15 protein-coding genes are annotated in these 19,648 nt (G+C 46.0%); 9 read left to right on the plus strand and 6 right to left on the minus strand.

Going from position 1 to position 19,648, the window contains the following annotated elements:
* The first annotated feature begins 4 nt into the window (after positions 1-4).
* The 5 genes from ACOIT5_RS01465 to ACOIT5_RS01485 all read left to right on the plus strand — a co-directional run bounded on the left by ACOIT5_RS01465 (position 5) and on the right by ACOIT5_RS01485 (position 2,143).
* Positions 5-217: a helix-turn-helix domain-containing protein gene (locus ACOIT5_RS01465; RefSeq protein WP_423128693.1), complete on the plus strand. Its 213-nt coding sequence runs from the start codon at positions 5-7 to the stop codon at positions 215-217.
* Positions 186-509 (plus strand): HipA N-terminal domain-containing protein, encoded by a 324-nt coding sequence (locus tag ACOIT5_RS01470; protein ID WP_423128694.1) that lies wholly within the window; start codon positions 186-188, stop codon positions 507-509. Before ACOIT5_RS01465 ends, ACOIT5_RS01470 begins: the two co-directional genes overlap by 32 nt.
* 64 nt (positions 510-573) lie before the next feature.
* Positions 574-816, plus strand: a complete 243-nt coding sequence (locus ACOIT5_RS01475; RefSeq protein ID WP_423128695.1) for a hypothetical protein — start codon at positions 574-576, stop codon at positions 814-816.
* 100 nt (positions 817-916) lie between these two features.
* Positions 917-1,408 (plus strand): SPOR domain-containing protein, encoded by a 492-nt coding sequence (locus ACOIT5_RS01480; protein WP_423128696.1) that lies wholly within the window; start codon positions 917-919, stop codon positions 1,406-1,408.
* Between the two features lie 132 nt (positions 1,409-1,540).
* On the plus strand, positions 1,541-2,143 hold the full coding sequence (locus tag ACOIT5_RS01485; protein WP_423128697.1) for a type 1 glutamine amidotransferase: 603 nt from the start codon (positions 1,541-1,543) through the stop codon (positions 2,141-2,143).
* Between the two features lie 3 nt (positions 2,144-2,146).
* Here the strand turns inward: ACOIT5_RS01485 and ACOIT5_RS01490 are convergent, their stop codons facing one another.
* Positions 2,147-3,790: a SulP family inorganic anion transporter gene (locus ACOIT5_RS01490; RefSeq protein ID WP_423128698.1), complete on the minus strand. Its 1,644-nt coding sequence runs from the start codon at positions 3,788-3,790 to the stop codon at positions 2,147-2,149.
* 310 nt (positions 3,791-4,100) lie between these two features.
* Here ACOIT5_RS01490 and ACOIT5_RS01495 point away from each other — a divergent pair, with 310 nt between their 5' ends.
* Positions 4,101-5,513: a PQQ-dependent sugar dehydrogenase gene (locus ACOIT5_RS01495; RefSeq protein ID WP_423128699.1), complete on the plus strand. Its 1,413-nt coding sequence runs from the start codon at positions 4,101-4,103 to the stop codon at positions 5,511-5,513.
* Positions 5,514-5,549: 36 nt separating this feature from the next.
* Positions 5,550-6,677: an MBL fold metallo-hydrolase gene (locus ACOIT5_RS01500; RefSeq protein WP_423128700.1), complete on the plus strand. Its 1,128-nt coding sequence runs from the start codon at positions 5,550-5,552 to the stop codon at positions 6,675-6,677.
* A 386-nt stretch (positions 6,678-7,063) separates the two neighbouring features.
* Here the strand turns inward: ACOIT5_RS01500 and ACOIT5_RS01505 are convergent, their stop codons facing one another.
* Positions 7,064-7,462: a hypothetical protein gene (locus ACOIT5_RS01505; RefSeq protein WP_423128701.1), complete on the minus strand. Its 399-nt coding sequence runs from the start codon at positions 7,460-7,462 to the stop codon at positions 7,064-7,066.
* Positions 7,463-7,932: 470 nt separating this feature from the next.
* Here ACOIT5_RS01505 and ACOIT5_RS01510 point away from each other — a divergent pair, with 470 nt between their 5' ends.
* Positions 7,933-10,869, plus strand: a complete 2,937-nt coding sequence (locus tag ACOIT5_RS01510; RefSeq protein WP_423128702.1) for a DEAD/DEAH box helicase — start codon at positions 7,933-7,935, stop codon at positions 10,867-10,869.
* Here the strand turns inward: ACOIT5_RS01510 and ACOIT5_RS01515 are convergent.
* Genes ACOIT5_RS01515 through ACOIT5_RS01525 form a run of 3 tightly spaced genes read right to left on the minus strand, consistent with a single transcriptional unit; the run spans position 10,866 to position 15,255 of the window.
* Positions 10,866-12,767 (minus strand): ATP-binding protein, encoded by a 1,902-nt coding sequence (locus tag ACOIT5_RS01515; protein WP_423128703.1) that lies wholly within the window; start codon positions 12,765-12,767, stop codon positions 10,866-10,868. The two genes, ACOIT5_RS01510 and ACOIT5_RS01515, sit on opposite strands and share 4 nt — an antisense overlap.
* Complete coding sequence (locus ACOIT5_RS01520; protein ID WP_423128704.1) at positions 12,764-13,303, minus strand: YfiR family protein; 540 nt, start codon at positions 13,301-13,303, stop codon at positions 12,764-12,766. The genes ACOIT5_RS01515 and ACOIT5_RS01520 overlap by 4 nt, the downstream gene beginning before the upstream one ends.
* The gene (locus ACOIT5_RS01525) at positions 13,300-15,255 is read right to left on the minus strand and encodes a TonB-dependent receptor plug domain-containing protein (RefSeq protein WP_423128705.1); all 1,956 of its coding nucleotides are present in this window, start codon (positions 15,253-15,255) and stop codon (positions 13,300-13,302) included. Before ACOIT5_RS01525 ends, ACOIT5_RS01520 begins: the two co-directional genes overlap by 4 nt.
* 140 nt (positions 15,256-15,395) lie before the next feature.
* Between ACOIT5_RS01525 and ACOIT5_RS01530 the strand changes: the two genes are divergently transcribed.
* Complete coding sequence (locus tag ACOIT5_RS01530) at positions 15,396-17,540, plus strand: S9 family peptidase (protein ID WP_423128706.1); 2,145 nt, start codon at positions 15,396-15,398, stop codon at positions 17,538-17,540.
* 1 nt (position 17,541) lies between these two features.
* Here ACOIT5_RS01530 and ACOIT5_RS01535 read toward each other — a convergent pair whose 3' ends face one another.
* On the minus strand, positions 17,542-19,374 hold the full coding sequence (locus tag ACOIT5_RS01535) for a hypothetical protein (RefSeq protein ID WP_423128707.1): 1,833 nt from the start codon (positions 19,372-19,374) through the stop codon (positions 17,542-17,544).
* Between the last annotated feature and the right edge of the window lie 274 nt (positions 19,375-19,648).

Raw genomic sequence — 19,648 nt, forward strand, 5'->3', positions numbered from 1 at the left:
ATTGTTGCGAAAAAAACTTCGCCTTTCGCAGAAAGAAATGGCTGAGCGTTCGGGCGTTTCATTGGGTAGTCTAAAGCGTTTTGAAAATACTGGTAAAATATCGCTGGAAGCTCTTCTTAAACTTGCCCGTTTAAGTGGACGACTTAAAGATTTTGATACAATCTTTCAATCCGGTGATGATTTAAATGAGGTTAAAAAGCTTTTCACCAATAAATAAAGGCCATAAAACAATAAATAAACTATTTGTTTCACTTCGTACTGAGGGCCAAAAGTACGAAGTTGGCGAACTGATACTCAAGGAACAAAAGATATACTTTCAGTATAACTCAGATTTCGTATCTTCAGGGTTGAACCTGCCACCCATAAAACTTCCTTTTAATAATGAAATTAGTACATGTCAAAAAGAACCTTTTGAAGGACTGTTTGGAGTTTTTAACGATTCGTTACCCGATGGTTGGGGCCGCTTACTGCTTGAATACTTTATTACGGAACAATTCAAGGGAAAGTAATTGTAACAAAGCGATTTTTCCCAAAGCCAGGGAGTGATTGGTTTTCTTTTTATACTTTTGCGGCATGTATTATTCCTATGTCATTTATAACCTCGAACATCACCGTTTCTACTACGGGGTGTGTATTGATTTACAAAAGACCGAGTTGGCTCACAACGAAGGTTTAATCGAGGAAACGCGGGGTATTTCGCCCTGGAATATGGTTTTTCACGAAGAAAATACCAGTAAACAACTTGCCATCAGGCGTGTCCGGTTTTACCGTACCTTGGGCGGGCAGCGGTTCCTTAAACGGAAACTGAACTTTTAGATTTCAACATCAGATAGTTAATAATCATTTCAACTCAGCACAATAAGCTGATTTTCTTTTTTTGTAGATTTGTGCTTGAAACCATTTAAATTATTTAACGATGAGAAGAATAATCATTGGAGCATTTGCATGTAGCCTTTTGTTTGTTGGATGTAAATCTTCACAGAAACTGAGTTCGGGCGATGCAACCGAAGCCGTGAGCCGGAATGATCAGCAGCCAAAAGTTTTTTCGGTCACTGAACCCAAACCTGCAGCCCGCGAAACCGGCACGACAACATATGACCAACCTGCCGCACCTGTGCGTACACAAACCGAAGCATTCAATTTTGCACAGAAAGAAGATGCAAGTAAATACGACGGAAGCAGCTTTTTTGTAATTATCGGCAGTTTCAGTTCGCTGGATAACGCCAACCGTTACAAACAGGAATTGACACCACAAGGATTTAACCCGATTATTTTACACAGCGAAACCGGCTATTACCGGGTATGTGTAAATTCGTATACTGACGAGATGGCCGCCCGTAGGCGTGTTAACCAAATCCGTACCGATTATCCGAAATATGCAGATACCTGGCTCTTGATTAAAAAATAATATCCCATATCATTTTACAAAAAAGCTGATTACCCGGTAAAACAGGTAATCAGCTTTTTTTTTGAAACCGACGAAAGCTTTCGTCAATTTTTAATAATTTACCGGGCAAACCCATTAATACGAACCACAATCATGCAACAGAAGCCCCGCATACTCGTTATTAACAGCGCCGAACCGGAGGTCACAACATTCTGGCAGCCGATCGCAAAGCTGTTGGAAAAATACGGCGCTTCCTGTCAGCTTGCGGAATACCGGGAAAGTAAACAGGGTCCTCCTGCCTGTTTCAACGGCGTGATTATCACTGGATCGCCTCAGGGCGACAACATTGTTGAACATCACCAAGCCTGGTTTCAGTGGATTAAAACCTGCGATAAACCTGTTTTAGGAATTTGTGCCGGTCATCATATCACCGGATTTATGTACGGTGCAAAATACCTGCGCAGCGCAGAATCCGAATCGGGAATAACAGAAATCAGGCAACTGAAACAAGATGAACTTTTTAGCGGCATGCCTGCGAAATTCAAAGTCCGTGAAATGCACAATGACTCGATCACGGTGCCCGTGTCGTTTGAGTTACTGGCCAGCTCTGCTGTTTGCCGGAACCAGGCCATGAAACATCAGGATAGACCCATCTACACGCTGCAATTTCATCCTGAATTCATGAATCACCTCGTTTTCAGAAATTTTTTAACGATCGTGAAGCGGGGCATGTCGCCTAAATCAACATCAAGCTGAATGTTATTTCTTTATTTCCAAAAGATGATTCGCGTGGTTCAATGCCTGCTCAAACAAGGAGAATACATTTGACTTCTGAACCAGGTTAAAAAACCCGTGTTTCTCCAGTTCCTTCAACACCTTCGGCTGAACGCCGGACAAGATGACCTCCGTCCCGGTATGTTGAATCTCTTTCACAACGTCCTTCAGGTTGTGCATACCGGTTGAATCGATAAAGGGCACATGCCGCATCCGGATAATCAGCACTTCCGACTTAATGCCAATGGATTTCAAGGTGGAACTGTATTGTTTGGCCGAAGCAAAAAAGAACGGTCCGCTGATTTCGTATATGCCAATTTCGCCGGGCACTGAAGAATAATTCTCCAGAATATCCGAATCAAGCTCAAAGCCAGGCTGTGCACCGGCATCGGCCATCCGTTTCATAAACAGGAGAGCCGACAACACAATACCAACTTCAATGGCAAAGGTTAAATCGATCAGTACTGTCAACAGGAAGGTCACTACCAGAATCAACACGTCAAAGGCCGAGCCCTTAAAAATATTAACAAATGAGCGCCACTCGCTCATGTTGTACGAAACAACAATCAGGATCCCTGCCAGGCACGACATGGGGATCAGTTTGGCCCACTGGCCGAAAAACAGCATGATAAATAACAGGGTGATGGCATGAATGATTCCTGCAACCGGTGTGCGCCCGCCGTTTTTCACGTTGGTTGCCGTGCGGGCAATGGCGCCGGTAGCCGGGATACCGCCAAAAAACGGAGTTACGATGTTGGCCACCCCCTGGGCGATCAGCTCGGTATTCGAACGGTGGTTACTGCCAATCATCCCATCCGATACCACGGCTGACAATAAACTTTCGATCCCTCCCAACAAAGCAATGGTTAATGCCGGCGCAAAATACAGGTGCAGCTGGTGTACCTCAATCGACGGGAATGTCAGGCTAATCGTTTGTGGAATATCGCCAAAAACCGACTCGATGGTTGAAACCGGCAAACTGAACACCTGGACAAGCAGGGTAACCAAAATGATGGATACAAATGAACCCGGAATTTTAGTTGTAATTTTTTTGAAATAAACAGAAATCAAAATGGTAGCCACCGTTATGCCTAAAGCCAGCAGGTTGGTTTCGCCCAGATGAGAAAAGTAAGTGCCCCACTTCGGCAGAAATTCAGAAGGCATATCGGCAATCTGCAGTCCCATCGCGTCTTTTATCTGCGTTGTAAAAATAACCAGGGCAATGCCGCTGGTAAACCCCACAATCAAGGGGTGCGGAATAAACTTCAGCAACGATCCCAGCTTGAGTAAACCAAATATCACCAGAATAATTCCCGCAAGTATCGTCGATATAATCAATCCGTCCAGTCCGTAGCTTTGAATAATGCCGTAAACGATCACAATAAACGCCCCGGTAGGACCACCAATCTGAACACGACTGCCGCCCAACACCGAAACTAATAATCCGGCAACAATGGCCGTAACCAATCCTTTTTCGGGCGACACTCCCGAAGCAACGGCAAATGCAATGGCCAGAGGTAACGCCACAATCCCAACAATAACCCCGGCAAAAGCGTCATTTGTAAACTGTTTTTTCGAATATCCCCGCCTTAAAACACTAAACAACTTTGGATAGAATACCTGATTCATGATGTCTGAAAATTGATTTTGAAGGCGCAAATGTAGAGAGAAATCATTCCCGTTATCCTCCGAAGCCGCTTTTTTTAACTTGTGTGAAGAAATATTAACTCTTGTGCAATAGCATCAAAAACAATCTGCTCAATATAAAACAGATACCTGTCAACATCATCAAAAAAAACCAAAACTCTTGCAATCACAGGTGATACGTTATTTTCGCAGATCGGTTCTTCCTTAATTTGGCTTTATTAACAAAAAAGCCTTAACTTTTCACCTGTGGTTTTGTTAATTCTACGTTGATAAAATTAAACACGTCAAAATCATGAGTCAAAACTTCGCCAACTTATCGTTCATTGCTGCTGTTTTGTTTTTTTTACCGGGAAGTTGCTCGATGGGCAACGGACAACAAAGCGAACAGGCTATGATGAAGGCAGCCGAAAACTATCAGAATTTTTGTGCCGGATGCCATGGTTACCAACTCGAAAAATTTGAAAACAAAGACTGGATGTATGGAGACGACATTCAAAGTGTTATTAATACCATCACTCATGGGCAAGCCGAAATGGGGATGCCTGCTTTTTCCGTAACCTTTTCGAAAGACGAAATCAAAGCCCTGGCCGGTTATGTCAAGGCCGGAATCCCAAAAGATAAAGACAAACTCCAACCGGCCCTGTCGGCCAATGACCGGGTGGAATCGGAAGTACAAAATTTTCTTGTCGACACCGTTGTCAGCGGACTGGGAGTTCCCTGGGGAATGGAATTTCTCCCCAACGGCGACTTACTGATCTCCGAACGTTCGGGGATACTTTACCGCTTTTCGGATAACCGTTTAAGCAAAATTGACGGCCTTCCTGAGGTGATGGCCAAAGGCCAGGGCGGCTTGCTCGATCTGGAACTTCACCCCGACTATGAAAATAACGGCTGGTTATACCTGGCCTACTCGGGCTTTGCCGACAACAACAAAGGAATAGCCTGCACCAACGTGATGCGGGCCCGGCTGAACGGCAATCAACTGACCGATCAGGAAATCATTTTTAACGGAGCGCCCGACACCGACCGCGGACACCACTGGGGCTGCAAGCTGGAATTCGACCGGAATGGCTACCTGTTTTTCGGAATTGGCGACCGCGGTCAACATTTTGTATTTCCGCAGAGCCTGGACAATACGAACGGAAAAATTCACCGGATCAAAGATGACGGTTCTATTCCGTCAGACAATCCCTTTGTCAACACGCCGGGAGCCATGCCCAGCATCTACTCATACGGACACCGTAACCCGCAGGGAACCTGCATGGATCCCGAAACCGGCCACATCTGGGTAACAGAACACGGCCCGATGGGAGGCGACGAGCTAAACCTGATCAGACCAGGACTAAATTACGGTTGGCCGGTCATTTCCTACGGAATCAATTATGACGGCACCATCCTGACCGAGCTGACCGAAAAAGAAGGTCTGGAACAACCGGTTATTTACTGGGTTCCTTCCATCGCCCCCTGTGGAACCACCTTTGTAAAAGGGAACCGTTACCCGAACTGGAAAAATAACATCCTGGTCGGGTCGCTTCGCTTTCAGTATGTGGAACGCCTGGTGCTCGAAAACAACCGGGTCACTCACCAGGAAAAATTACTTGAAGGGATCGGGCGCGTGCGGAACGTCGAAATGAGCCCGGAAGGCTTAATTTATGTAGCCGTCGAAAATCCGGGAAAGATTGTAAGGCTGATCCCAATCGAATAAAATAAAGATCCATTCCCAAAAGCAGAACGATTATTCATGAACTACAGAAAATTTATGTGGGTGTTACTTGTATTGTTATTCATTTTCTTAGCCGTCTTTTTAAGTATAAAACTGAACCCGGCATTCGGCGGAAAAGCTGCCGGAACCCGGCTGGAACTCATCACACAATCGCCAAATTTCCGTGACGGAAAGTTTCAGAATCCGGTAGAAACCGTGATGCAAACCGACGATATACCCTTCTTCAAATTGATGAAAGAGTTTTTCTTCACAAAAGGCGACCGTGTGCCGGCCGACACCATTCCCGTAATCCCGGTTAAGCCTGAAAATTACGCTGATAAAACCGACACTGCGCGGATTACCTGGCTGGGACATTCAAGCGTGTTGATTGAGATTTCGGGAAAAACCATTTTAACCGACCCTGTTTTCGGGAAACGAACTTCCCCTTTTTCGTTTATCGGAACAAAGGCATTCCCGTATTCGCATTCATACAAACTCGCCGATTTGCCACCTGTTGACCTGGTATTAATCTCACACGACCATTACGACCACCTGGATTACAGCGTCATCAAACAACTGATAAACACCGATGTGCCGTTTGTAACGGCTTTAGGGGTTGGCGCCCACCTGGAATATTGGGGTATCAGCCCCGAACGCATCACCGAACTGGATTGGTGGGAAAGTTTTCTGCTCGACGATGTTTTGCTGCTTACCGCCACGCCCGCCAGACATTTCTCCGGCCGGGGCTTGACCAATCGTTTTTCGACCCTGTGGGCCTCCTGGGTGATCGAAAGCCGCGACGAGCGGCTGTTCTTCGGCGCTGACTCGGGTTACTACCCCGGATTCAAAGAAATCGGCCGGAAATTCGGCCACTTCGATCTGGTTATGCTGGAATGCGGCCAATACAGCCGTTACTGGCCCTTCATCCACATGTCGCCCGAAGAAACCTGCCAGGCAGCCCTCGATTTAAATGCAAGAGCCTTGTTACCCATCCACTGGGGAAAATACAAATTGAGCATTCATCCCTGGACCGAACCGGTAGAACGATTACTGAAAGCAGCCGAAAACAAGCCGATACAGGTAACTACACCCAAAATTGGCGAGGTTTTCTCCGTCGATAAAAACCTGCCCGGCAGCAAATGGTGGAGAACGGTTGACAAGAACTGATCATTGGTTAATTGGCTATTGGATAATTGGCCATTGGGGCATGGGGCTATGAGTCCGGAAGCTTTTGTCCTCTGCAAAACATTGTGGCTTCTCCGCGTCCTTTGCATTAAAAAAAATCCGGAGTATACAAGTCCTGGCATCCGACCTGCCTCTTGTTTGAGCGAAGCGGTAACGGTTGACTGTTTTGAGTTGGTAACTCATCTCACAATGTTGTTTGCACATTCACAAATCCCTTTTTCCCTGCATAATCCCAAGCCCAACTGCATAAATCATACTCCGCCTGGCGTAGGTGGGGTTTGAAATTTCGTTATTTTCTTATTCTCTATTCTTTGACGATAAACCCTTGTTCCGATTGAATCACACACCGATCGGTGCGAGCGGTTGCATTATTCAGCTTCAAGGATCTGCTTAATTTTTTTCAGGTCGCTTTCTACCAATTTTGCGTCTTGATTAAACTCTTCTTCTGTCCTGTCAGGCATCCAAAACAAGGTAAAAACCAATTCACTGCCGTTCCCGTTTGCAAGTACTCTCATCGGATTGTTTACCGTTGAACCGTCCGGCAGTGTCACCAAATGGTCAATAATCCCGAACTCGTTTTCAGGCGTAAATTCTATCTTGAGATTTCCCAAATCAGTTTCTGCCCGCCAACTATTCCCGGTTTCCCGGGTCATCGATTTGATAAATTCCACCCACACCGGGAAATTCTCAGGATTTGAAGCAAACTGATATACTTTGGAGGCCGGTTTGTTAATTGAAACGCTGATATTTTTTACAGGATATGCCATATGGTTTGTTTTTATCTGTCTTTTCGTTTATTTGCCCGAATCAGAACGAACAGTTGAAATTAACACTATTATCAAACAAATTGTTGCAATCAGTTTCATTTCCGGTCTGTTTCCGGCCTTGCCGATGGTCAACCGGACAAGATTACGTGGCAGCGTTGACAAGGGTTCTTGGTAAAGGCTTCCATGCACCTTTGTGAGGTTGACCACACCACATTGTGAAGCTTACCAAGCACCATGATCCGGTTGACCATGCTTTGATCAGACAGCTTCCTGCCGGTCGGCTGACCCGTGCTACACCAAATTTAACCACGGGAGGGCATGAAGTCTCAAGCTCCATGCAAACTCACCGGTTTTTTCAGGATAAAAATTTCTTCTGCCTTTATCCGGCTTGCCCTTTTTATGTATATTTGGAGTTTTGGGTTAAAAAAATATCTGTTTTCAGAAGGCACTGATTTTTAGTTGAGTTGAATATGGCACAGGAGCTGATTATCGGTTTAACCGAGCATCGTACGTTTGGACACCTTTTTCAGGCTTTCCTGATCGAGAAAAAGGTCTCATTTTACACCATCAATAAACTGGTGAAACAGCGTGATATTGAAAGCCTGGAGCTAAACGCGGAACAAGCGGCCCTGGTGAAACTTACCGAACAATACAGCGATGAAAAACTGGTGCAGAAATTTTCAAAGAAGAAAGAATCGGTCAACTTCTTTCAGAAAATTGATCCGGATTTGTTCGAAAACCACATCAGCCCCTATATCGACAAGTACCTGAACCGGATCATCCGCATGCTGATGCAGGGCAACACCCGCCTGTTTTATAAACAAGCCAAATACGCCAACCTGTACGACGAGGACCTGATCAGCTTGCCGCGCAGTTTTACCGAAAGCATTTTCTGTTTCGACCGTACCGACAAGGGAACACGTTACAGCCTGCAACTGGTCAACGAAGGGCAGCCACTGAATCTGCTGCACAAACAGGTGATCATGGTTACCAACGAACCCTGCTCACTGGTTTGGCAGAGTAACTTGTTCGTATTCGAAAAAATCAGCGGGAAAAGGTTGCTCCCGTTCTTCGGTAAAGAGGCAATCTTCGTTCCGTCGCAAATGGAAGACAAGTATTACAAGAGTTTCGTCCTGAATACGATCAAAGAACATGAGGTAAAAGCAAGCGGTTTTACGGTCACAGAAACAACAGGCATGCAACAGGCCATTCTTTCGCTTGAACCTAACCTGCGGATGGAAGCTGTTATTTTACCTAAATTCAAGTACGGAGAATATGAATACCTGCAAAACAGCCATACCGAAGTGGTTGTGGGTCTGAAAAAAATCGAAGGAACATACCGTTTTAGCCGAACGAAGCGCGACCGAAACTGGGAAGCTGCTATGCTGCAACGCTTAACCGATTTTGGCCTGTTTGAAAACAACGGGGCGTACGCGCCTAAAGAAATTGACCTGTTAACCGTGCAGGACCGGCTTTACGAACTGGTAAACTGGTTAAGCCGGAACCAGGAAAAGCTGAAACAAGCCGGGTTTCAGTTACAGCAAAACAATTACGAGAAAAGATATTCAACCGAGATTCAGGACCTTCATATTCAATTAAAAACAATCGACGACTGGTTTGATATTTACGCCAACGTCCGTTTTGGCGAATACCAGTTCCCGTTTATCAAACTGAAAAAATACATTCTGAACGACATCCGCGAGTTTGAGCTTCCGAATGGCGAAATTGCTGTTCTGCCTAAAGAATGGTTCAGCGACTACAAAGATTTGCTGCCTTTTGCAAGAACCGAAGGACAAAGTTTCCGGTTAAAAAAATATCATTTTCAACTGATCCAGAGCAGGCTGAAAGGCATCGACAAGGGCTTTTTTCAGCGCTTACAGGAGATCGGGAACAAAGGCGGAAAACCGGTTCCGGTCCCCGAAAATATCCAGGCAAGCCTTCGCTCCTACCAGCACGAAGGCTTTTCGTGGATGTACCAATTATACGAACAACAATTCGGAGGTTGCCTGGCCGACGACATGGGGCTTGGGAAAACGCTGCAAGCGCTTACCTTATTGCTGAAACTAAAACGCCTGAAAAAGATTACGTCTATTGCACCGCCGAAACAGCTTCAGGGACAAATTTCGCTATTTGCCGGTGAAGAAGAGCAGGCTGTAGAAAACGACCAGCCGGCAAGCCTGATTGTGATGCCCACATCGCTGGTCCATAACTGGGAAAACGAAATCAAAAAGTTCACCCCTTCGCTGCGCGTATACCGGCACGTTGGCTTCCAACGAAACAAAACGGACGATTTTAACCGATTGCTCCATGATTACGACATAATCCTGACCACCTACGGCACTGTGCGCAACGATTTTGAAATGCTTCGGACACATGATTTTTTTTACCTTATCCTCGACGAAAGCCAAAACATCAAAAACCCCTCGTCGAAAACTTACCAAACGGTCAGCCAGCTGAAAGCAAAACACCGGATGGTACTCACCGGAACGCCCATTGAAAACTCTCTGTCGGACCTGTGGTCGCAAATCAATTTCATCAACAAAGGGCTTCTGGGGAACCTGGCTTATTTTAAACGGGAATTTATCACGCCTATTGAGAAAAAGAACGACCCGGAAAAACAGGAAAAGCTGCAATGCCTGATCCGTCCGTTTATTTTGCGGCGCACCAAGGAACAAGTGGCCCGCGACCTGCCCCCGCTGACCGAACAAATCCGTTATTGCCAAATGACCGGAGATCAGAAACGCATTTACGAAACCGAAAAGTCGGCCATTCGGAACAGCATCCTCGAAAACATTGAGAAAGAAGGCGTGGAAAAATCGGCCTTCGTGGTTTTACAAGGCTTGACCAAACTCCGCCAGTTAGCCAACCATCCTTCAATGCTGCAAGATTCAGATGAAAGCGAATCGGGGAAGTTCGACGAGATCTTCCGAAGCCTGGAGAGCTTAATCGCCGAAAAGCACAAAGTGCTCATCTTCTCGTCGTTTGTAAAACACCTCGAACTGGTAAAAGAACAGGTTGAGTCGAAGAACTGGAAATATTCCCTGCTCACCGGGCAAACCATCAACCGGGAACAGGTGATCAAAGATTTCCAAAACGATCCGGACAACCGTATTTTCCTGATCTCGCTGAAAGCCGGCGGCGTTGGACTCAATCTCACCGCGGCCGACTATGTGTTCATCATCGATCCGTGGTGGAACCCGGCAGCCGAACTGCAGGCCATTAACCGGGCCCACCGCATCGGGCAGGACAAAAAGGTGATGGTTTACCGGTTTATTACCGAAGACAGCATCGAAGAGAAGATTCAGCAATTACAGGAACGAAAAACCTCGCTGGCCGAAAAATTCATCCATACAAATAATCCGTTTAAAACAATCAGCAAAGAAGAAATTTTAAACTTGCTGAATTAAACGGCTTTCTTTTGGGGAACAGTAAAAAAGAAGGTCGTCCCTTGGCCGGGTTCCGATTCGAACCAGATTTCGCCACCCGACAATTCCACCAGGCTTTTGGAGATGGCCAGTCCCAAACCGGTCCCCTTGTACAGTTTCTCGTTCGAATCGCTGGTTTTGTGAAATCGCTCAAACACCTGGCCTCTGAACTTTTCCCCGATGCCGATGCCCGTATCCTTCACATAAAACAACAGCCGGTTGCCCTGACTTTTGATCCCGAAGGTAATCGATCCCTCATCGGTGAATTTGATGGCGTTGTTGATCAGGTTAAGCGCTACCTGCTTCATCCTCAGACTGTCGAAATAACCGGTTTCCGCCTGATCTGTCTGAAGATCCAGTGTCAAATTGCAGCCCGTCTTATTTAACCGGGCTTGCATCATGAGCGAATTATTATAAATATCCTCGCTAAACGCTGCAATATCCACATTTTCAGGGCACATGGTCAGTGTTCCGCTTTCCAGCCTCGATAGGTCGAGGATATCTTCGATCAAATTCAACAGGCTTGCGGTATTTTCCTCGATAATCTGCTTGTACAGGTCTTTTTCTTTTTGTTCAAAATCTTCTTCTACGAGCATGCTCGCAAAACCAACAATGGCATTGAGCGGCGTCCGTATCTCATGCGACATGTTGGCCAGAAAAGACGATTTCAGGCGGTCGGATTCTTCGGCTTTTTCTTTCGCGATCACCAATTCTTTCTGAACGTTTTGCAGATCTGTGATATCGACAAAAGCCTCCATAATCACCTCCTGATGGTTGTAAATAATCGGGACCACTGTTTTCAACACCGGAATTTCCTCTCCTTTGGAGTTTCGGAAGAACGATTGCCGTGTATGACTAAACAGTTCCGCCATCGTATTTTTCGAATCCGCAGCCGCCCAATAATCATCCTTGCAAAATGCGCTTATACCGGCCGGCGCTGTATGGGTAAAACCCAACAGTTCCTTTGCAAAATTATTCATTTCGACCACCCGGGCCTGGTGATCGGTCAGGATGATTCCGTAAGGAAGGTTCTCCAGCAGCACCTTTTCATTGAGGTATAACTTTTGCAGTTTTGCATGCGCTTTTTCCAGTTCGTTTGTTCTTTCGGCCACCTTCGACTCCAATTCTTCATTTATCTCTTTCAGGGCGGTTTCAGCTTCCGCCTGTTTTTTCTCGCGAAGGGCAAGGGTCGAAATCATTTTGTTGTAACCGGCAATCAGGATCTCCACTTCGTTGCTCGATTTACTGGCAAGCTGAAGCGGACTAAGCGGTTTTAAAAAACTCCGGGCAACCGTCACTTCCCTGAATTTTTCAGCAAGTAACAAAATGGGTTTCAGAAATTTCCGTTCAAAAAGAAATGCTACAGCAACCGACAGAATTCCCATCGATACAAAAACCAGCAGGAACAGCAAAAACAATTCCTTCATCAACACCCATTGCACGTGAAGATCTATTTTAGCCATCAACGTGCCATAGGTCACTGTCCGGTGCACAATTGGAACGGTCATATACATGCTTTCTTCACGCAGGCTGATTTCCTGCACATTCAGGTTATCCGGAAGCGGCTGTTTCACCGAATCCTGACCGAAGAACGCAAAAAGATCTCCGTCGGCCGTGTAAATCGACGCGGATAAAATTGATTTGATGTTTTCCAGCTTCGAAAGGACTTCCATGGCATCCTCCGGTTGGTCAAAGATCAGGGGAACACTGACATATTCAGCAATCAACTGAAGGTGGGCTTTGTTTTGGTTGATCACATTTTGCCTGACATCCCTCAATTGCCTCTGTCCCAAAAAAACAATCGTAATGGTAAGCAGGGACAAGGAAAATAAAACAATCGGGATAATTAACCTGGCCCTAATACTATTCAGTACTTTCATTTTTTCACAATAATTGCATTTGCCAAAAGTATCCTGTCAAATTTAACATTCTGCTTACTTGCAGCTTCAAGATCAATTTCAAAACGGATCTTGTTATCGATCAACAGTAAATTGATCATAATCCCTTTCCCTGAAAACGCCGGCGAATCAGCAATGGTGATGGTCTGATATCCCTGAATCGAAGCGAGGATATGTTCCAGTTCTTTTCGCTGATCCTGACCGATGTATAATATGTCGGGGCGCCCGATCTGGTCGACCCGGTCGGTATAGATTAACTTCACCTGCCGGTTTAAAATACGCTGTTCTTTATAAACCCGATCCAACCGGTCGCCGAAAGGATTTTCACCCAAAACCGCGATCACAAAAAAACGGTCCTGGTCAGCCGGCTGCGTCCCGTAATCGACAAAACGGGTAAATCGTTCAAAAAAAGCGGCCTTTAGCAGATATTCGTCCACACCTTCAGCCAAACCGTAAACCACCGGGACAAAAACCTGCAACATCAGGGTCAAAAATAGTATTTGACGTGCTTGCTTCATAAATTAATCCCAACGCTTAACAGGTAATTCCGGCGCGGCTGTATGATTTGCCCCATACGGTGTTCGAAGCCGCCGGGATGATAATAAACCTGATCAAAAAGATTGTTGATTTTCAGGCTGAAGGTCACCCGGTCGAAAAACCGGGCAGTTCGTAAATTCAGGCTGCTGGTCCAATAGGCAGGTGTTTTGCCCTCGGTAACCCATTTACGGCCGCTTTCCCAGCCATTTTGAAATCCCAGGGTCCCGATTTTTGGCACATGATAGATCACATGCGCCTTCAGACTATTAACCGGAAAATTTGAGGCCTCTGTATCCTGCAGACCGGAATCGTGAATCGTTAACCGTTGATAGGAGTAGGAGGTATGGATGGTCAGGTTGTTGAACAGTTTTCCCTCGCAATACAGCTGACCGCCGGTTCCGGTAGCATCGCTTTTATTAACAAACATCACCACGTTCTGGTCGTCAACAACCGGATCAATCAGTTTGTCGAGGCGATACATAAAAATTGAAACGCCGCCATGCAGGTCTTTCGTGAATTTATTCCTGATATCCAGGTCGCTGTAATACATATTCTCATGCCTTAAATCCGGGTTCGAAGTATTTGCTCCTTCCGACTCATAAAACATCTCGTAAAAATTAGGGGCGCGGAATGCTTTGTTGAACGAAAGTTTAATATTTAAATCCTCATTTGGAGCATAAATGGCGCTCAGCCTCGGATTTAGCGAAAGTTTGGTGTAACTGTAATCGTCGAGGCGCAGACCGGCCAAAAACCTCATCTTGTCATTCAGGATGTAATCATACTGAACAAACAACGAAGTATTCCGAAACCGGTTGTTGCGATAAAACTGCCTGAGCCAGTCCATTTTCTCCATGTAATCCGATTTCAGGGAATAGTGCCACTCGGCGCCCGCCATCAGGCGGCTTTTCGGGGCAAAATCAATCTGGTACTCCATCTGTACATTCCCCCAACTGCCAACAGACTCATCTTCATAATCAGCAACATCCGGCGAAGCATATTCGCCCCAATAACGATAGTAATCCCAGGATGCAAGCAGCTTGACCGATTGATTCGAGAATGATTTCTGGTAGTTTAGTTCAGCAAAAGCCCGGTCGTCAACCGACTCCGACCTGCGATCCAGCCGGTATCCCCAGGGACCTGTCGGAATTCCCTTTAACCGGTGCGAACCGGAAAGTTTCAATCCGAAATTTTTCAGGTTATACCGCGTGTACAGGGCATACACTTTTTCATCATCCAGCCCGGTTGCATGTCCGCCATTTCCCTGATCAACCAGTTCATTGAAAAAAAGGTTTTCACCCGACGACCGGTGAACATTACCGCTGACAAACCACGACGATTCCTGCTGTTTGCCCCGGGAAACGAAACCGGCACCCAGGGTATTGTTGCCGCCTGTTTTCAGGCGAAGCTTGTTTTCGTTCTTCGACTCTGCCACGGTAATTACATTCACCACGGCCATCATGGCGCTGTTCCCGTATAAAGCGGCGCCCGGACCGGCAATCACCTCTACCCGGTCGATAAACTGAAGGTCGATCCCCAAACCATTGTCCATCAGGGCTGAACCATAAACATTTTCATTCAGCACATGATTATCGATCATGAGCAGAAGCCTGTTGTTATAATCAGACGGCCGGCTAAATCCCTGTACGCCAATGTAAGTATAATTGCGGTCGTTGGTAATATAAAAACCTTTAATCAGGTTTAAAAGCTCGCCCAGGTTTTCAATCCCGTACGCCTTGATTTCGTTGGCAAAAATCACCTGGATGACGGCATGTGTTTCACTCAGGCTGGTTTCGTACTTTGCTGCCGTTGTGACTTTCAGATTCATCAACTCCTCAAAACTCATCGAAAACAGTTCTTCGGGCGAGCCTTGCGGAAAAGCCTGAAAGCTGATGAAAAGCAAACAAAAAATGATACTTCTCCTGATTACATCCATGTCTTTTTCATATTTTCGCGGGATTACTGACTGTTTTTGTACATGAGACCTGAATATCCCCACGAAATTAAAAATTATCCCGAACCGGCAACTGATTATTGAGGGGAAATCTGCACGGACAGTTTAAAATAAAAACAAACATGAACATCGCGAAAATATTGTTCCTTTTTTGGTTGGTAAACTTCACGTTTTGCGGCGCTGCACAAACAAAAAAAGTTTTAAGCCTCGAAGATGCCATCGTTGGCAGCGGCAGCTACCTAAAACCGGATGCTCCAAAATCGTTAAACTGGCGCAACGACGATCACTATGTTCTGATTACCAATGACACCTTGTTTCAATACGCGGTTTCCACAGAAAGCCGGGAAGCGCTTTTAAGTTTAGCAGAGGTGCAGAACGCGGTGTCAAACATCGACGGACTTTCGCTCTCTGCCTTTCCCCCGTTTGAGTTTATTAGCAACGATCACATCCTGATAGTTGTCGCCAACCGGATCATTGTACTCAGTATCGCAGAAAAGAAAATATACCGCCAGCTGGTCATTCCCGATCGTGCGGAAAATCCCGATCTGTTCGACGCGAAGCCGGCACTAGCATTTACCAGGGGACAAAACCTTTTCGTGGCAGATGAAAGCGGAGAAAAGCAGATTACATTTGACGATACGCCCGGTATTTTAAACGGGCAGGAAGTTCACCGGCGGGAATTTGGCATCGAAAAGGGGACATTCTGGTCGAACACCGGGAAATACCTTGCTTTTTACCGGAAGGATGAAGGCATGGTAAAAGACTACCCCTTGGTCGACTATATGACTCGCCAGGCCGAACACAGACCTGTAAAATACCCGATGGCCGGCATGAAAAGCCACCAGGTAAGGGTAGGCATTTATCATACCCAAACCGGCCGGACAATCTACCTCAACACCGGCGAACCCGACGAACATTACCTGACCAACATCAGCTGGGGTCCAAACGACAAGCACATTTACCTGGCCGAACTGAACCGGGAACAAAACCACATGCAACTCAATGAGTATGATGCGGAAACCGGTGAAAAAGTAAAAACCTTATTCGAAGAAACCAGCTCAACTTATGTAGAGCCCTTGCATCCCATCCGGTTCTTAAAAAGCAAACCGGATCAATTTTACTACCGGTCGCGAAAAGACGGCTGGTCGCATCTGTATTTGTACGACACCAGCGGAAAGCAAATCAGGCAGTTGACAAAAGGCAAATGGGAAGTAACCGGGTTTTACGGGGCCGATGACAAAGACAGGTATGCTTATTTTCAGGCAACCAAAGAAAGCCCGGTCGACCGGCATCTTTACCGGCTCGACACCGAACGCGGAACCATGCAAATACTGGATCAGGAAAGAGGCGTCCATGAGGCCTTGTTTTCACCCGGAAAAACACATCTGATTGATCGCTGGTCGGCCTTCGATGTACCTTCAAAAACCGATTTGCTTCGCGCCGACGGTAAGCGGATCCGCACCGTACATGAAGCCAAAGATCCCCTGGCCGATTACGAGTTGGGCGAAAACAAGCTTTTCACGATAACGGCAGCTGACGATTCCACCGACTTATATTGCCGCATGATCCTTCCTCCAAACTTTGACGCCAACCGGAAATACCCGGTCATTTTTTACGTTTACGGCGGCCCCCATGCCCAGTTAGTCAACAACAACTGGTTAAACGATGCCCGCTGGTGGCAATATTACATGGCCTCAAAAGGGTATATTGCCTTTACGGCAGACAACCGGGGTTCGGCCAACCGGGGAGGCGCTTTTGAAGAAGTTATTCACCGTCGGCTGGGCCTGCACGAAACCGCCGATCAAATGAAAGGCGTCGACTACCTGAAAAGCCTTCCGTATGTCGACCCCGACCGGATTGGCGTATACGGGTGGAGCTATGGCGGATTTATGACCCTGAACCTCATGCTGCGCCATCCGGAAGTATTTAAAGTGGGAGTAGCCGGCGGCCCGGTTGTCGACTGGAGCCTGTATGAAATTATGTACGGCGAGCGCTATATGGACATGCCCGGGGAAAACCCCGAAGGCTACCGGGATGCGAATATGCTGAACCGTGTAAGCCAGCTAAAAGGAAAGTTAATGCTGATTCACGGGATGCAGGACGATGTGGTGGTCACGCAACACAGTATGAAATTCCTGAATGAATGTATCCGACAAAATAAACCCGTCGATTTTTTCGTCTACCCCACTCACCCGCATAATGTGCGCGGCTTCGACCGGGTGCACCTGAAGACAAAGATAAGTCAGTACTTTATTGATTTTCTGTAACTTAACGGTAGGGCAACGGCTCAGGTTTGCGTGCCTGAAAGCTGTAGTACTCAGCCCGCCTCATCTCTGATAAACCAAAACTCCAGGCGCCGGCATCGGCCGGATGACCCGGGTAATAAACAAACCGAAGCTGGATGGTGTTAAAAACCAGGCTTTCGTTGCGAAAACGGACACCGGCTCCAATACCCGCGTAATAGTTCTCATCAAAAATAAATTTGTTGGCCGAACCGATTATCCCAAGATCAGTAAAACCAAAAAAGGCAAAATTGAACTTCAGCAGGTCCCGTTTCTGAAACACAACCAGCTCCAGATCGAGCGTCAGACGTTGTTTTCCCACGGTTTCGTCGCTGTACAGTCCCCGTATGCCGTACCCGTTTTTCAGAAATAAGTTTTCCTGATCAAACCGGTTGATTCCGTATAAATACCTTAAGCGCGCAAAATGGCGGGCATCCTGATTCCCCACCCGGAATATCCGGCTGATATAATTCAGGTTAAATTCCAGCAATCCCTGTTCGATCTCTTGCCGGACTGTAAAAAAAGCGCCTAAGCCGATTGAAGCAAATAAATAAGATGGCCGGTAACGGATAAAGTTTCCCGACGAAAAATATAAATGGGTATACCAGCGGTTCAACAACTCATGATCCTCATAACCAACAACCAGTTCATGCAAAAAACCTTTGGGAATGTCCTCGGTAATCCCGTAGCCGTAAATATGATGGTCCCGGATATAATTTCGTTTCGAAAAGCTCAGTCCCAGCATATATAACCGCGAATCAGAAAAAAACTGGTTCTGATCCTCGCCTGGTTCAGGCCGCTCAAAATAATTTAAACTTCTGAACCGACCCGATAAAACAAACTGAAAATTTTTGGCCGGCTGATTTCTGTTCAATTGAAAAGAATAACCACTCCACCAGTCCCATACCCGGTAGTTTAAAGGAACATCAACCATAATCGGGTTATCATCATATAAACGGTCTGATTTATCGAAATAACCATAGGTTAAACCTCCTCCCCATTGGGTTGAGCTGAGCAGAAACTCCTTCTCAAAATCGAATATCACCCCATTTCGCTTATAGGTATTGGAATATCCGGTTCTCAGATTGATAAAGTTTCCTTTGATATTATTAATCGTATAAAAACCCTCAAAACCAATGTAGGGTTCCCGGTCGATATGCCCGACCGTGCGAACCAGGAACTGATGCCCCGCTCCCCATATATTCTGGTTATAAATTTCGAGACTGGCCGATTTGGTTCCTTCCAGATGACTTCCAGCCCCAAACGAGAATACATCCTTGGTTAACACCGTCAAATCGATCTGACTGGTATCTGCCTCATTGGGGGACACCGAAAAACGCACATCTTTAATAAACGGCAGCAGGCGGATAATACGCTCATTATCCAGCACCTTATCAATATCAAGCGTATCTCCCGGCGTGAAAAGCACATTCTTACGGATAATATTGACATTGGTCTTTGTATGAATTTTGTTGGCAAACGATCCGAGCCAGGTATTCACGGTGGCAGCAGTGTCCTGAAAAGTGGGGCCAAATACATCAAGCGCTTTCATATTGATTGTCGCAATGGTTTTCCCGCTGTATTGTCCCAGTAAATTTAAATGATCGATAAAATCGTGGTGGTTTGAATTCCCGACTAGCAACTGCTCGTAAACCATACGCGGCAGACTGTACCGGTAGGTCTTGACTTTTAAACTGTCGCTCAAAGCCGTTGTGTCCCGGTTTTCAACAGCAGCCGAATCAGGACGGATGGTAAGCGCCGCCGAATCGTGGATCAGGCCGGCAAACAAGTAAATCAATATAAAAAAGCCCCTCTTCATTCAATCCGGATAAGCTGACAGCAATTTAATAATCTTCGCTAAAGTTATAAGTTAATTTTCCGGTTTTAGTTTTCATCACCGTAAATTCAACAGCTCATTTCACACTGCAGGTTTCAATAATCAGATGTAATATTACAGCTCCTGGTTGTGCCTGTAGAACAAATTTTACCCCGAAACAAGCAATTTAGGACAGAAATAAGCGTATAATAATATATAAAGCGCTGCAAAAAGCGATTGAAAAGAACGCGATAAAACCCCTTTGTTTTTAACTTTG

Source organism: Gaoshiqia hydrogeniformans (assembly GCF_049347105.1).
Classification (GTDB): Bacteria; Bacteroidota; Bacteroidia; order Bacteroidales; family Prolixibacteraceae; genus Gaoshiqia; species Gaoshiqia hydrogeniformans.

What these genes read in the sequence shown, in the direction of transcription:
- ACOIT5_RS01470 (WP_423128694.1), top strand. Translation starts at nt 186, where the DNA reads ATGAGGTTAAAAAGCTTTTCACCAATAAATAAAGGCCATAAAACAATA.
- ACOIT5_RS01475 (WP_423128695.1), top strand. Translation starts at nt 574, where the DNA reads ATGTATTATTCCTATGTCATTTATAACCTCGAACATCACCGTTTCTAC.
- ACOIT5_RS01480 (WP_423128696.1), top strand. Translation starts at nt 917, where the DNA reads ATGAGAAGAATAATCATTGGAGCATTTGCATGTAGCCTTTTGTTTGTT.
- ACOIT5_RS01485 (WP_423128697.1), top strand. Translation starts at nt 1,541, where the DNA reads ATGCAACAGAAGCCCCGCATACTCGTTATTAACAGCGCCGAACCGGAG.
- ACOIT5_RS01490 (WP_423128698.1), bottom strand. Translation starts at nt 3,790, where the DNA reads ATGAATCAGGTATTCTATCCAAAGTTGTTTAGTGTTTTAAGGCGGGGA.
- ACOIT5_RS01495 (WP_423128699.1), top strand. Translation starts at nt 4,101, where the DNA reads ATGAGTCAAAACTTCGCCAACTTATCGTTCATTGCTGCTGTTTTGTTT.
- ACOIT5_RS01500 (WP_423128700.1), top strand. Translation starts at nt 5,550, where the DNA reads ATGAACTACAGAAAATTTATGTGGGTGTTACTTGTATTGTTATTCATT.
- ACOIT5_RS01505 (WP_423128701.1), bottom strand. Translation starts at nt 7,462, where the DNA reads ATGGCATATCCTGTAAAAAATATCAGCGTTTCAATTAACAAACCGGCC.
- ACOIT5_RS01510 (WP_423128702.1), top strand. Translation starts at nt 7,933, where the DNA reads ATGGCACAGGAGCTGATTATCGGTTTAACCGAGCATCGTACGTTTGGA.
- ACOIT5_RS01515 (WP_423128703.1), bottom strand. Translation starts at nt 12,767, where the DNA reads ATGAAAGTACTGAATAGTATTAGGGCCAGGTTAATTATCCCGATTGTT.
- ACOIT5_RS01520 (WP_423128704.1), bottom strand. Translation starts at nt 13,303, where the DNA reads ATGAAGCAAGCACGTCAAATACTATTTTTGACCCTGATGTTGCAGGTT.
- ACOIT5_RS01525 (WP_423128705.1), bottom strand. Translation starts at nt 15,255, where the DNA reads ATGGATGTAATCAGGAGAAGTATCATTTTTTGTTTGCTTTTCATCAGC.
- ACOIT5_RS01530 (WP_423128706.1), top strand. Translation starts at nt 15,396, where the DNA reads ATGAACATCGCGAAAATATTGTTCCTTTTTTGGTTGGTAAACTTCACG.
- ACOIT5_RS01535 (WP_423128707.1), bottom strand. Translation starts at nt 19,374, where the DNA reads ATGAAGAGGGGCTTTTTTATATTGATTTACTTGTTTGCCGGCCTGATC.